This is a genomic window from Bacteroides clarus YIT 12056 (assembly GCF_900129655.1).
GTDB lineage: Bacteria > Bacteroidota > Bacteroidia > Bacteroidales > Bacteroidaceae > Bacteroides > Bacteroides clarus.
In genome coordinates, this window is the sequence record NZ_FQWK01000009.1 from 1 (window position 1) to 13,255 (window position 13,255).

12 protein-coding genes and 2 tRNA genes are annotated in these 13,255 nt (G+C 48.3%); 5 read left to right on the forward strand and 9 right to left on the reverse strand.

All coding sequences use genetic code 11. The features are described 5' to 3' along the window. Positions 1-208: 208 nt before the first annotated feature. The 3 genes from BUB52_RS14475 to BUB52_RS14485 form a co-directional block, all read right to left on the reverse strand. A tRNA-Pro gene (locus tag BUB52_RS14475) sits at positions 209-281 on the reverse strand. Positions 282-298: 17 nt separating this feature from the next. Then, positions 299-371 (reverse strand) — tRNA-Phe (locus tag BUB52_RS14480). Between the two features lie 151 nt (positions 372-522). Then, positions 523-1,524: a malate dehydrogenase gene (locus tag BUB52_RS14485; protein WP_009122360.1), complete on the reverse strand. Its 1,002-nt coding sequence runs from the start codon at positions 1,522-1,524 to the stop codon at positions 523-525. A gap of 208 nt (positions 1,525-1,732) precedes the next feature. Between BUB52_RS14485 and BUB52_RS14490 the strand changes: the two genes are divergently transcribed. Both BUB52_RS14490 and BUB52_RS14495 read left to right on the forward strand, forming a co-directional pair. Continuing rightward, positions 1,733-2,581 carry a CvfB family protein gene (locus BUB52_RS14490; protein WP_009122359.1) on the forward strand — a complete coding sequence of 283 codons (849 nt, stop codon included), beginning with the start codon at positions 1,733-1,735 and terminating at the stop codon, positions 2,579-2,581. Between the two features lie 119 nt (positions 2,582-2,700). Continuing rightward, entirely contained in the window at positions 2,701-3,564 is an 864-nt protein-coding gene (locus tag BUB52_RS14495; protein WP_039950912.1) for a hypothetical protein, read from the forward strand. A gap of 95 nt (positions 3,565-3,659) precedes the next feature. On the opposite strand, the gene BUB52_RS14500 is transcribed toward BUB52_RS14495, so the two are convergent. From BUB52_RS14500 to BUB52_RS14520, 5 genes are read right to left on the reverse strand one after another with little or no spacing between them, the layout of a single operon-like run. After that, positions 3,660-4,988, reverse strand: a complete 1,329-nt coding sequence (locus tag BUB52_RS14500; RefSeq protein WP_009122357.1) for a TolC family protein — start codon at positions 4,986-4,988, stop codon at positions 3,660-3,662. Between the two features lie 29 nt (positions 4,989-5,017). Beyond that, entirely contained in the window at positions 5,018-6,124 is a 1,107-nt protein-coding gene (locus tag BUB52_RS14505; RefSeq protein WP_009122356.1) for an efflux RND transporter periplasmic adaptor subunit, read from the reverse strand. Between the two features lie 54 nt (positions 6,125-6,178). Next, positions 6,179-7,420: an ABC transporter permease gene (locus tag BUB52_RS14510; RefSeq protein WP_009122355.1), complete on the reverse strand. Its 1,242-nt coding sequence runs from the start codon at positions 7,418-7,420 to the stop codon at positions 6,179-6,181. Positions 7,421-7,426: 6 nt separating this feature from the next. Next, entirely contained in the window at positions 7,427-8,683 is a 1,257-nt protein-coding gene (locus BUB52_RS14515; protein ID WP_009122354.1) for an ABC transporter permease, read from the reverse strand. 30 nt (positions 8,684-8,713) lie between these two features. After that, a complete protein-coding gene (locus BUB52_RS14520; protein WP_009122353.1) occupies positions 8,714-9,430 on the reverse strand; it encodes an ABC transporter ATP-binding protein in 717 nt (238 codons plus the stop codon). A gap of 178 nt (positions 9,431-9,608) precedes the next feature. Here BUB52_RS14520 and BUB52_RS14525 point away from each other — a divergent pair, with 178 nt between their 5' ends. After that, positions 9,609-10,589 carry an ROK family protein gene (locus BUB52_RS14525; protein WP_009122352.1) on the forward strand — a complete coding sequence of 327 codons (981 nt, stop codon included), beginning with the start codon at positions 9,609-9,611 and terminating at the stop codon, positions 10,587-10,589. A gap of 438 nt (positions 10,590-11,027) precedes the next feature. On the opposite strand, the gene rplS is transcribed toward BUB52_RS14525, so the two are convergent. Next, positions 11,028-11,381: a 50S ribosomal protein L19 gene (gene rplS / locus BUB52_RS14530; protein WP_009122351.1), complete on the reverse strand. Its 354-nt coding sequence runs from the start codon at positions 11,379-11,381 to the stop codon at positions 11,028-11,030. Positions 11,382-11,607: 226 nt separating this feature from the next. Between rplS and BUB52_RS14535 the strand changes: the two genes are divergently transcribed. Beyond that, positions 11,608-12,378 (forward strand): 5'-nucleotidase C-terminal domain-containing protein, encoded by a 771-nt coding sequence (locus tag BUB52_RS14535; RefSeq protein WP_009122350.1) that lies wholly within the window; start codon positions 11,608-11,610, stop codon positions 12,376-12,378. Between the two features lie 28 nt (positions 12,379-12,406). Then, positions 12,407-13,252, forward strand: coding sequence for a bifunctional metallophosphatase/5'-nucleotidase (locus tag BUB52_RS14540; protein ID WP_009122349.1), 846 nt, complete (start codon positions 12,407-12,409; stop codon positions 13,250-13,252). Positions 13,253-13,255: the final 3 nt, after the last annotated feature.

Consider the following 13,255-nt stretch of genomic DNA (forward strand, 5'->3'; position numbering starts at 1 on the left):
AAAACCAATCCGGGCTACTCCTGCATCGGTCGTCTGAGAGGACTGGCGGAACTGAGAGGACTGGAAATGGGAATTGCCAAATCATTGTTTGAATAGGAGATTCATGCTATGGAAATTCGTTTTTACATTGACTCCCAATCCGATATATAACGAAACTGCTAAAATAAAATAAGCTGTTGTAAAGAAACAACAGCTTATTTTATTTGTGTCGGAATGAGGCGACTCGAACGCCCGACCCCTACGTCCCGAACGTAGTGCGCTACCAACTGCGCTACATTCCGATACCTTTTTCGAAAAGTGGTGCCACCAGGAATCGAACCGGGGACACAAGGATTTTCAGTCCTTTGCTCTACCAACTGAGCTATGGCACCTTTTTCGTTTGCGGGTGCAAAGATAAAGAGATTTTTTTATACTACAAGGCTTTTTGAGGAAAAATATTAGAAAAATCCCCTTTGTGACTTTCTAAATAAGGACAAAGGGGATATTCGTATTATTTATCGGTATAGATTTCCGCGTAATCGTCTAATCTATATTCGGATTTATGCTGTGCCAATCCTTAATCGGCGGTAACACCCCCATTCCGATAACTTCATCACGCAGCTTACAGAGATGTTCGTAGCTTTCTTTCAGTTTGGCCTCCTCTTCGGGAGTACCTTTCAGCTCTTTATAATGTACGCCGTCCTTATTGATTTCGGTTTCCATGGCCATCATGATATGGTCGAAACCGTGACTGTGCACGTATGTACCTGCCGGCCAGCGGAAAGGCTTTCCACCCATGGCGGCGGCAATCATTTCAATGGAAACATAGGCAGGGCTTTGGAACGAAGAGCGGCCACGTAAGGCGATAATGTTAGCGCCGCCTTTGGTAACTTTGGTTTGTATCTCTGTCCATTGTTCCTTTGTCAGGGCGGGAGTGCCGATGATGTCCGGCAACGGTTTTCCATCCACTTTGGCGGTAGAGGCATATACGGCCATTTGTTCGCCATGCCCGCCGTACGTACGGCAGTTCTCTATTTTATCGGGAGCAATTCCGAAGTGTTTGGAAAGCTCGCTGCGTAGACGGGTGCTGTCGAGAGCGGCCAGTGTTGTAACCTGAGATGGCTTCAACCCTGAATACAATAACGTAATCAAGCCGGTAATATCCGCAGGGTTAAAGATGACAACCACGTGCTTCACATCCGGGCAGTAAGCTTTTACATTTTTTCCGAATTCTTCGGCGATGGCGGCATTGCCTTTCAGCAAATCTTCGCGGGTCATGCCGGCTTTACGGGCAGCACCACCGGAAGATACTACATATTTGGCGTCGGTCAAGGCTTCTTTGATGTCGGATGTGAACGTAAGGTTCAAACCTTCGAATCCACAGTGGAACATTTCTTCCGCTACACCCTCCAGCCCGGGAGCATAAGGGTCGTATAAACAGATGTTCGGGGTGAGGTGCATCATGATTGCGGTCTGCGCCATATTGGAGCCAATCATACCGGCCGCACCTACAATGGTCAGTTTTTCGTTTGTAAGAAATTCCATAATTATATTGTTTAAAGATGAATAACAAGCGCTTTTGTTGATTGCTATGTTACAAAGATAACCGTTTTCAGGCGGAGTTGTTCATATAAAAAAGTTATCTTTTAGAGTGAAAAGTTATTCCTTATCTTTATCTTTGCGCTGAATGCCGGGATAAGTTGTGCGCCGTTGTGCATTATCCTTGCTGTAAACGTTACGAAATATAATTTATATGAGCATAGAGTTAGGGAAGTTCAATACTTTGAGGGTGGTGAAAGAGGTCGATTTCGGAATGTATCTGGATGGCGGTGAAGAAGGAGAGATTCTGCTTCCGTCGCGTTATGTGCCCGAAGAGTGCAAGCCGGGAGATGAGTTGACTGTGTTTATCTACCTGGATAATGAAGAACGGCTGGTAGCTACCACGTTGACGCCGCTGGTGCAGGTCGGGCAATTCGCTTGTCTGGAAGTGGCATGGATAAATCAGTACGGCGCTTTCCTCAACTGGGGATTGATGAAAGATTTGTTTGTCCCTTTCCGTGAGCAGAAGATGAAGATGCAGGTTGGGAAACGATATGTAGTCCATGCGCATCTGGATGATGAAAGCTACCGGATTGTAGCCTCTGCGAAAGTAGACCGTTATCTGTCGAAAGAAAAAGCGCCTTATGCCCCCGGCCAGGAAGTCAACATACTTATCTGGCAGAAAACGGATTTAGGTTTCAAGGCTATCATTGAGAACCGATATAGCGGCTTATTGTATGAAAGCGAAATATTTCAGCCCCTGCATACGGGCATGATGCTGAAAGCCTATGTAAAGCAGGTACGTGAGGATGGTAAGATTGACTTGATACTCCAGAAACCGGGTCAGGGTAAAGTGGAAGATTTTGCGACCACCTTGTTGGACTATATCCGCGAACAGGGAGGACACATTACCTTGCATGACAAGAGCCCTGCCGAAGATATTTACGATACATTCGGTGTCAGCAAGAAAACCTTTAAGAAAGCAGTTGGCGATTTATATAAAAAGCATCTGATATCGTTGCAGGAGAATGGCATCGAGCTGGTAAATACCTCTAACCTCTAATTGCGATAGGGTTTTCCCTATAACATATTAGAGAGAAACAAAAGGATGGGGGAAAATATTCCCCTATTTTTGTTTTTACTAAAGAACCGATGGAATATAAACTTGTAAAGAACGCTACCATGAAACGAATATTATTTATATTATTTGCCGCAATAATGAGTACCGCTGTCTGCCATGCGGCTATGAGTAACAGTAAAGTGCGTAAAGAGACACGCTTCCTTACGGACAAGATGGCCTATGAGCTGAAACTGAATACGGAACAGTATAATGATGTGTACGAAATCAATTATGACTTTATCTCGGGTATACGGTATTTGATGGACGATGTCTTGAGGGGGGAAGAATGGGCTTTGAATCGTTATTACGATTATCTGGATATACGTAATGACGATTTGCGCTGGGTGCTGAGCAGCAGACAGTATTCCCGTTTCATGCAGGCCGCTTATTTTTTCCGTCCGGTCTATGTGAGTGGCGGACGATGGTCTTTCCGGATTTATGTTACTTATACCAATCCGAATCATTTCTATTATCCGCGTCCTTACCATTATCGTACTTACTGTGGCGGACATTATCGTACCCATTATCAAAATGTAAGTTACTATCGGGGAAGGCACAATCATCCCGCTTATAACGGTTCTTTCCGTATCCGTGATAACAAATCGTACCACACGAGCCGCCGTTCTGATTTCGGCTCGGTCAATATCCGCCCCAACTCCGGTACACGCCCTCGCGTGGAACAGTCCAATCGCCGTCCTGCCGCCAACGGCCCGACACGCCGTTCCGATGCCGGGAAAGAAGTGAATGCGCCGAAACGGGAACAGAGTACTCAAAAAGAAAGCGTAAGGCGCGGTAGCTCTAAAAGGCAGGTGGAGAGCAATAGCAGTTCACGCAGAAGCGGCGGTTCTTCTTCCTCTTCTACGCGTACGACACGTTCTTCTTCCCGTTCGTCGGAAAAAAGTAATGGAACGTCAAGACGAAATTAAACTCTTGTCTGTGTGACTTAACTGACAAAAGCCCCTTTCCCTCTGTATACGCAGAAGAAAAGGGGCTTATCAACACACAACAACTAAAATTATATTTATTTGATAGGCTCCCCTTTATAAAAGTCCAGTATCTTGGTACGGAAGAGGTACTCATATTTGGCCTGGAGTTCGTCGGATTGCGCTTTCATTAAGTTCTGCTTTGCCTCATTATATTCTACGGCATTCGCTTTTCCGTTCTCGTACTTCTCGCTCATCAACTTAAAGGATGCCTTGCTCGCCGAGGCTGCCGTACTGCTGCTTGTATACTTGCTCTCGGATGCTGCCGCATTGTACCATGCTTGCTGAATTTCTTTGTAGAGGTTCTTTTTGGCATTATCCAGTTGCAAAGAGTAGTTCTCGCGTTGCAGGCGGGCTGTACGTACCCGGTTGCGTGTAGCCAGTCGGTTGAAGATAGGTACGCTCAGATTGAAACCGATGTATTTGTTGAAGTTATCACTCATCTGCTGACTGAAAGTCCGGTTGATGGTCGAATAGTAGTTCGTACCGAGGCTTCCGTTGAAACTCAGTTGCGGATAATAACCGCTTTGGGCGATTCGGATGCTGTGTTTGCTTCCTTCCAGACGATACTGCGCAGCTTGTATAGAAGCCTTGCTGCCCAATGCTATCTGGAAAATTTCATCCGGCGGAGTTAGAGGAGTGAGCTCTATCTTTACGGCGGGCTCTTCCAAAAGGAAACCTTCCGGTGTTTCCAACTCGATAAGTTGGCTGAGGTCGAGTAATGCCAGCCGGTAATCATTGTTCGCTTGTACCGCGTTCATCTCATCCTGCGCTACACGCGCTTTGGCTTCGGCGACTTCTGCCGGAGAGGCTTTCCCTACTTCCGCCAACCGCTCTATACGGTTATACTGTTCTTTGCTCAGTTCCACTTGTCCTAAGGATACCCGGTACAGTTCCTCATTGAACAATACCTGCAGGTAGACTGAGGCTATGTTGATGGAAATATCTTCTTTGGCTTTCTCCAAGTCGGCAAGGGCGGCTTTGAGGTTCAGCTTGGCCAAAGCATATTGGTTGGGTATCTCGAGCCCGGTAAACAGCGGAATGCTGGTAGAAACGGACATGTTTGTGCCGTGACTGCCCGTGTTGACATATACAGTGGAGTAATCGCCGGTATTTTCGTCCTTGATTGCCGTCTGTGTACGTCCCCAGTTCCAGTTTTGTCCGGCGCTGGCATTAAGGTTCGGCAGCCGTGCCCATTTGGCGGTATTTACTTCAACATTACTTTGTTCGGCGGCATTGGCTGTCTGGCGGATGTCGATATTATGTTCGATGGCGTAGTCTATGCATTGGCGTAATGACCAACGCTCTTGAGCCTGGATTTGCATACAAGCCAGCATAGCCAGAGATATGCATATATTTCTCTTCATGGTGTTCCTGATTCTTCTGATGGTGAGGGTTATTTATCTTTCTTTTCGGCGCCACGTACCTTGTCTTTGGCGGTGAGACCGCTCTTGACGGCTATCTTGATGCCGTCGCTCATGCCCACCTCTATTTGCCGGCGTTTGAACTTTTGTTGAGGTACACTGTCGGTCAACACATATACGAAGGTGCTGTCGCCGCTGAATTCAACCGTGCTTTCCGGCAGCGCGAGCGTCTTTTGGGCACGTTCCAGTACAATTTCCGCATTGGCGGAATACCCTGAACGGATTTGTACGCTATCCGGTGCTTGAACGGCCGCTTTGATTTCAAACTGGTTGGCGCCGTTTTCTTCCACTCCTTTCGGAGATATGTATTCCAGTACGGCATTGAATGACAGGTTTTGCAGTGCCCCGATAGTCAGTTTCACCGGCATGCCTTCGTGTACGCGTCCTACTTCGGTCTCGTCCAGATTGCCCCGGAAGATAAGGTCGTTCATATTGGCGACGGTAGCGATTGTTGTTCCGTCGTTGAAAGTGTTACTCATAATAACGGAGTTGCCGACTTTGATGGGTACATCCAGAATCAGTCCGGTGATGGTGGAACGAATCAGTGTGCTGCTGAATGAAGCGCTGTTCTTGGTGATACCTTCCTTTACGATTTCCAGATTATCTTTGGCTGTTTGCAGTTCTTCCCGTGCCTGCTTTACGTTCACCTCGCCCTTTTCGTATTCTTCGTTGCTGATGAGCTTGTCATTAAATAACTTCTCGATGCGCGCAAAGTCCGTTTCGGCTTGCTTGGCGTTGATTTCAGCCAGGCGGACGCGACTTTCGGCGGAGTTCAGCGTACCCAGTTCGGGGATGACCTTTACTTTGGCAATCACTTCACCTTGCTTCACGCTTTGTCCGGCTTCTTTATATACTTCGGAAATGATACCGGAGATTTGCGGTTTGATAAGTACTTCATCTCTCGGCTCCACTTTCCCGGTAGCCACGGTTGTCTTTTCCAAATCGGCTGTTTCCGGGACGATGGTCTCATATACTTTTACCTTAGGCTGTGACTTCTGATATAAGAACACGAATGTCCAGATAAATATGGCAGCTACCACTACCAACGACGCGATTTTCAGATACTTCTTTGTTTTCATCTTATTATTGTATTATTGTTTTATTTCTCTACGTTATCACCCTGTCACCTCGTATCACTCATCCCTTATCGCTTCAATCGGCTTGATGGCCATTGCACGGTAGGCGGGCGCCAGTCCCGCCAATACTCCCAATGCGATGAGGAGGGCGCAGGTGCCGATAGCCAACCCGAAAGACACCTGATAATGCGTCTTGATTATTCCCGGTTCATTCGCCGCGCTTTCCAGTATTTGCAGCACAAGGACGGCAAAAGAGATGCCTGCCATACCGGCTGCGGTGGTCAGTACCATGCTTTCCGAAAGGATTTGTTGCAGAATGTCTTTGGGACGGGCGCCGATGGCACGCCGTATGCCTATCTCCGTAGTGCGTTCCCTTACCGTAACCATCATAATGTTGGATACGCCGATGGCGCCGGCAAACAGGGTACCCAAGCCTACCATCCAGATAAGGATGCGCGTGCCTGTCATCAGGGTATCCATCATGGAGAACATTGCCTCTGCGTTAAGGAACATGACCGCTTGTTTGTCGTCCGGTGAGATATAATGGGCGGCTTTGACAAGACGTTCTATCTCCGGTTCTACATCCGTAACCTTTACTCCCGGTTTCATGATAAAGCACACGACATCTATTCTTTGTCCCAGGTTGTACGTTTGCTGCATCGTTGTGAAAGGCAGGGTGACGGCTTCCGAAGCCTGTCCCTGTATGTTGACGTTACCTTCGGAAGAGCACATGCCGATGACGCGGTAGTAAATGCCGTTTACCCTGATATATTTCCCGCAGGGGTCCTCACCCGGTCTGAAAAGACTTTCGTACACGCGCTTGCCTATGACGCATACCTTTCGCGCTTCCCGTATATCCACGTCATTGATAAAGCGGCCGTAGGTCATTTCCTGATGCTCTACCTGTTCGTACTCAGGGTACAAGCCTTTGACGCTGCATTCGTATTTGTTTTCGCCGTAAACGGCTGTTTGTCCCCAAAGAGCGAATGACGGAGTGGCTATCTTTATTCCGTCGATGCCGCGCACCCGTTCCACATCTTCCAATTCCAAGTCCCACCGGCGGCCTTTGCGGAAGCCTTTATAAGCCTCACTCGTCTTTTGCGCGGCGATAAATCCGGAGTTGGTGGCAAAGCCCTCGAACTGCGATTTCATTTTCTCCTGCATGCCTTGTCCGCCGCCGATGAGTGCCACAAGCATAAAGATGCCCCAAAACACCCCGAAGGCCGTCAGCAGGCTGCGCGTCTTGTTTCTTGTTATCGTGACGAGGATTTCCTCGCACGTATCCATGTCTATTCTCATAATCGTTTAATCTGCTCTAAGTGCTTCAATGGGACTGATGCTTACCGCCTTTCTGGCCGGAAAGAATCCCGCGAGCGTACCTGCGATAATCAAAGTCAGCGTAGCTTGTATGGCGATGCCGATGTCTACTGTGGGGTCGGAGAACATTCTGGCCTGGAACATACCCGTGTCTGCCGTTTGGGTGCCGAAGGCGGAATTCATCCACTCGGTCACTCCGATGCCCGCTACCATGCCGATGTAGCCGAAGAAGGTCGTAATCGTGACGCTTTCCACAATAATCAGCCAAAGGATGGAGAAAGGCTTTGCGCCCAGCGCTTTCCGTATGCCGAACTCGCGTGTGCGCTCCTTGACGGTAATCAGCATGATATTCGATACGCCTACAATACCGCTCAGCAACGTAAAGATACCTATCACCCAAATGGCCGTACGAAGCAGATCGGCAACGTTCTGCGTCTGTATGTACTGTGTGAAGCGGTTCCATATCCAGATTGCGCCTTCATCTTCCGGGTCGAAACGATGATTGGCGGCAATGACTTTCCGGTATTCTTTTTCAAAGGCTTCATTGGCTTCCTCACTCGTGAGGTTTTTGGTGGTGAAGATGATGTTGTTAAGCTTGTCGCCCTTGTTATAAATGGTTTGCAGGGTAGAGAAGGGGATAAAGGCCACGCTGCTCTGGTCGCCCTGGTCTTCGTACAGTCCGGCTACCTGATAGGCTACGCCGCCTGCATTGACAAACCGGCCGACAGGCTCCGTATTCGACTTTCCGAAAAGAATCTCCGCCGACTTTTTATGAAGAATGATAACTTTCCGCCGTTCTTTGATATCGTTCCGGTTGATGAAGCGTCCGGTTGCGGTTTTTATGGCTTCGGATTGCACGTAGTTCGGGTGTACGCCCATTAGCGAGATATTGATGTATTCTTGTCCGAAGCTGATGTTTACATCGCCTTGCCGCAGTGTGGCGCCGGCGGTGATAATGTTATCCGGAAAGTATTTCTCGGTTGCGGCGAGGTCTTTGTTCTCCATTTGGATGCGTCGTCCCTCTTTCAGTCCTTCGTATGACTTGGTAGTCCAGCCGCCGCCCAGACGAATGGAGTTCAGCGCGCGCTCGGAGGCGTTTTGCTCGAAAGCGTGGATGATACCGTTGCCCGCTCCCAGCAGTACGATAAGCATAAAGATGCCCCATGCCACCGCAAAACCGGTGAGGAACGTACGCAACTTGTTACGCTTGATGGTACCGTATATTTCTTGCCAAAGGTCTATCATGATTAATGTGGTAATGCTATAAGGTGGTCATTATTTCATATATCCGTCTTTGCCGAATGGCGACGCGTCATGATTCGGATTATCTTCGATACTGCCTATCACGCCGTCCTTGATGTGGATAATCTTATCCGTCTGATTGGCCACGCCGCTCTCGTGAGTTACGACGACGATGGTCATGCCCGTTTCGTGCAAGTCCTTCAGAATCTGCATAACCTCTACGGAAGTTTTGCTGTCGAGGGCGCCGGTCGGTTCGTCGGCAAGGATAATCTGGGGTTGGGTAATCAGCGCACGGGCAATGGCGACACGCTGCTTCTGTCCGCCGGACATCTCATTGGGCATGTGGTGCGCCCAGTCTTTCAGTCCCAAACGCTCCAGATACTCCAGTGCCATGGCATTGCGCTTCCGGCGGCCTACGCCTTGATAGAAGAGCGGGAGAGCTACATTCTCTACCGCATCCTTAAAGGAAATCAAGTTGAATGACTGGAAGATAAAGCCAATCATACGGTTACGGTATTCGGCGGCTTTGTTCTCGCTCAGGTTTTTGATAAGCGTACCGTTCAGATAGTACTCTCCGGTATCGTAATTATCCAGAATGCCTAATATATTAAGTAACGTGGATTTTCCGGAACCCGACGCTCCCATAATGGACACGAACTCTCCTTTCCGGATGTCGAGATCGATGCCTTTGAGAACGTGTAACGGCGCCCCGTTATGATAGGTTTTGTTGATGTCTTTTAGTTGTATCACGATTTTCCCTGTTTATTGCTTTGTTCTTATTAATTTTCACTATTAGACGCACCGATGTCACGAAAAGTTGCAAATGGAGCGAAGTTTTTTAAAAAAAGATTTTGCAGTGTCGTTTTTCTTTGTGTAATTTGTAACCATTAATGTTATAACTAACCCTTTAAACAAAAAAGTAAATATCATGAATTCAAACATGGAAAAACCCTATGTAGTGGGGATTGACATAGGCGGAACGAACACCGTCTTTGGTATCGTGGACGCACGTGGCACTATTCTTGCAAGTGGTTCCATCAAGACGGGAGCTTATGAACGGGCGGAAGATTACGTAGACGAAGTATGTAAGAATCTTCTTCCGCTGATTATCGCAAATGGCGGTGTCGATAAAATAAAAGGTATCGGTATCGGCGCTCCTAACGGCAACTATTATAGCGGTACAATCGAATTCGCCCCGAACCTTCCGTGGAAAGGGGTAATCCCCTTGGCCGCCATGTTTGAAGAACGTCTGGGTATTCCCACCGCGCTGACCAATGACGCCAATGCCGCCGCCATCGGTGAAATGACCTACGGCGCCGCACGCGGTATGAAAGACTTCATCATGATAACGCTGGGTACAGGCGTAGGTAGCGGTATCGTTATTAACGGCCAGATGGTATACGGACACGACGGTTTCGCCGGAGAGCTGGGACATACCATTATCCGCCGCGAAAACGGTCGTCTTTGCGGATGTGGCCGTCACGGTTGTTTGGAAACTTATTGCTCGGCTACCGGTGTGGCGCGTACTGCACGTGAGTTCCTTACCGCACGTACCGAACCGAGTTTGTTGCGTTCCATTCCCGCCGAAAATATCACGTCTAAGGATGTGTACGACGCGGCCGTTCAAGGAGACAAGCTGGCGCAAGATATTTTTGATTTTACCGGTACCATTCTGGGCGAGGCTCTTGCGGACTTTATCGCTTTCTCCAGTCCCGAAGCCATTATTCTGTTCGGCGGATTGGCTAAATCAGGCGATTATATCTTCAAGCCTATTCAGAAAGCTCTCGATGACAATGTCCTGACTATTTACAAAGGCAAGGCCAAACTGATGATGTCTGAGCTGAAAGACTCTGATGCCGCCGTACTGGGAGCCAGTGCACTGGGTTGGGAGTTGAGAGATATTAAATAAGCGCAGTCTTTAATAAAGGTATAGCTGCCCTGCCGGAACGTCACGTTCCGGCAGGGCAGCATTGTTTTTTGATGTACATCAAAAGAGATTTCCAACCGTATCGAACGAATTTTTTCCTATGGTGAAAAGTCTTTTTCATCCTACGAAAATAGAATATCCTTGTAAGGAACATAAGTTTTCCTGTACCCCTTCACCTTTCACATCCCTTTATCCATACTGGATAGCGGGTGAAGGGGTGTTGTTGGTGTACACCGCGAGAACCGGCTTGCGGGACGGATGTTTTTGTCTCGCGAGACGGTTGCATTCGTCTCGTGAAATGGATTTATCCGTCTCCTGAGACAAATAATTCCATCCCGTGGGACGGGGCTTTTGAGATATTAAAAAAGGGAAACCGAATCAATCGGCTTCCCTTTTTTATTTAGAAATAGGAGTTCGGAATTAACCGTTGACTCTTTTTTCTTTAATTCTTGCTTTCTTACCGGTAAGAGCGCGCAGATAGTACAATTTGGCGCGACGAACTTTACCCACTTTGTTCACTTCGATGCTGTCGATAGCCGGTGATTCAATCGGGAAAATACGTTCTACACCTACAGTACCAGACATTTTACGTACGGTAAAACGCTTCTTGTCTCCATGTCCGGCAATCTTGATAACAACGCCGCGGTACAACTGTACACGTTCTTTGTTACCTTCGACGATACGATATGCTACTGTAACAGTGTCACCTGCCTTGAAGCTCGGGTGTTGTTTGCCGGTAGCAAATGCTTCTTCTGCAATTTTAATTAAATCCATTGTTCTTATTATTAAATTGTTTGATCGTTACAACGCAACATACCAGGCTTCTCACTCGGTGTCCTGACAGCGATTGCGCGAAAGCGGTGCAAAGGTAGAGTTTTTCTTTTGATTGACAAAGAGATGTACGCTTTTTCTTTTTTGTCAGATTGAAAGAAAAACTATCCCCCCCTTTGGGATTACAGCAAAAGAAAAGTATATTTGTAGCAATTTAAAACGAACGAATATGAAGAAAAGTTATTTGAAATTCGTCTCCGGCGCAGCGTTGGCAATGATGTTTTTGTTGGCATCTTGCCATTCGGCCTGCGAAGTGACGAAAGTGGAAGGACGTATGCGACCGATGGATTCCACGTATGATGTTAATCCCGATACGGAAGCTATGGCGTTGCTTGCCCCCTATAAGGCAAAGATAGACAGTATGATGTACCGGGTGGTGGGCACTGCCGAAATGTCTATGGATAAAGGCGCTCCCGAAAGTCTCCTTTCCAATCTGGTGGCCGACGTGCTGCGCGGAGCGGCCGCGCAAGTGCTCGGAAAACCTGCCGATATGGGGCTTGTGAACATGGGCGGTCTGCGCAATGTGCTGACCGAAGGTGCCGTTACCTGCGGTAATATCTACGAAATACTGCCGTTTGAGAACTCGCTTTGTGTGGTAACTCTGAAGGGCGTTTATCTGAACCATCTGTTTGAAAATATAGCGGCGCGCGGCGGCGAAGGAGTCAGCGGCGTGCAATTGCAGATTACCAAAGACGGCAAACTGCTCCGGGCTGCCGTAGCCGGCAAGCCGGTTGTCGACGACAAGCTGTACACGGTTGCCACCATCGACTATCTGGCCGACGGCAATGACGGTATGACCGCCCTTATTCAGGGCGAGAAGAGAGACTGTTCTCCGGGAGCAACCTTGCGTGGTCTGTTTATGGACTATGTGGAGCGGCAGACGGCAGCGGGAAAGAAGATTACTTCGCGCATGGAAGGACGAATCACGGTAGAAGATTAAGAACGGAAAACTAAAAAAAGAGAATTCGATGAAACGTATATCTATATATTGCTTGCTGATATTCTGCGTATTGCTGACAGCATCGGCACAGCAGACCAAACAACTGGTCATTCTGCACACAAGTGATACCCATAGCCGTATCGAACCGATTGACCCGCATGCTGCCGACCGGTATGCCGGTATGGGCGGTGTGGTGCGCCGTGCCACTTTTCTGAAAGATTTTCGTGCCGGAAATCCGGATGTCCTGCTCTTTGACTGCGGTGACATTTCGCAAGGTACGCCGTATTACAACCTTTTCCAAGGTGAGGTGGAAGTCAAGATGATGAACCTCATGGGCTATGACGCCATGACTATCGGTAACCATGAGTTTGACTTCGGGCTGGATAATATGGCGCGTTTGTTCCGCATGGCCGATTTCCCGGTGGTGTGCGCCAACTATGATGTCACCGGAACCGTCCTTGAAGGGCTGGTGAAGCCTTACGTTGTACTGAACCGCGACGGAATGAAAATCGGCGTATTTGGGTTGAGTCCCAAAATGGAAGGCTTGGTACAGGCCGATAAGTGCGAAGGCGTCGTTTACAACGACCCGATTGCCGCGGCGCAGGAAGTGACCGACCGGCTGCGCGCACAAGAGGGATGCGATGTGGTTATCTGCCTTTCTCATCTCGGATTCCGCATAAAGAATGAAGTTTGCGACGAGAAACTGGCGGCGGAAACCAAAGGTATTGATGTAATTCTGGGCGGGCATTCCCACACCTTTATGGAGAAGCCGGCCTTTTACCTGAATGCCGAGGGCAAGAGTGTCCCGGTATTGCACACCGGAAAGAGCGGTATTTTCGTAGGAGAATTGGATTTGACGTTGACTAAGGAGTAGTAG

Bases quoted from the DNA above. Each gene is read 5' to 3' on its own strand.
- BUB52_RS14485 (WP_009122360.1), bottom strand. From the start codon at position 1,524: ATGGAATTTCTTACAAACGAAAAACTGACCATTGTAGGTGCGGCCGGT.
- BUB52_RS14490 (WP_009122359.1), top strand. From the start codon at position 1,733: ATGAGCATAGAGTTAGGGAAGTTCAATACTTTGAGGGTGGTGAAAGAG.
- BUB52_RS14495 (WP_039950912.1), top strand. From the start codon at position 2,701: ATGAAACGAATATTATTTATATTATTTGCCGCAATAATGAGTACCGCT.
- BUB52_RS14500 (WP_009122357.1), bottom strand. From the start codon at position 4,988: ATGAAGAGAAATATATGCATATCTCTGGCTATGCTGGCTTGTATGCAA.
- BUB52_RS14505 (WP_009122356.1), bottom strand. From the start codon at position 6,124: ATGAAAACAAAGAAGTATCTGAAAATCGCGTCGTTGGTAGTGGTAGCT.
- BUB52_RS14510 (WP_009122355.1), bottom strand. From the start codon at position 7,420: ATGAGAATAGACATGGATACGTGCGAGGAAATCCTCGTCACGATAACA.
- BUB52_RS14515 (WP_009122354.1), bottom strand. From the start codon at position 8,683: ATGATAGACCTTTGGCAAGAAATATACGGTACCATCAAGCGTAACAAG.
- BUB52_RS14525 (WP_009122352.1), top strand. From the start codon at position 9,609: ATGAATTCAAACATGGAAAAACCCTATGTAGTGGGGATTGACATAGGC.
- rplS (WP_009122351.1), bottom strand. From the start codon at position 11,381: ATGGATTTAATTAAAATTGCAGAAGAAGCATTTGCTACCGGCAAACAA.
- BUB52_RS14535 (WP_009122350.1), top strand. From the start codon at position 11,608: ATGAAGAAAAGTTATTTGAAATTCGTCTCCGGCGCAGCGTTGGCAATG.
- BUB52_RS14540 (WP_009122349.1), top strand. From the start codon at position 12,407: ATGAAACGTATATCTATATATTGCTTGCTGATATTCTGCGTATTGCTG.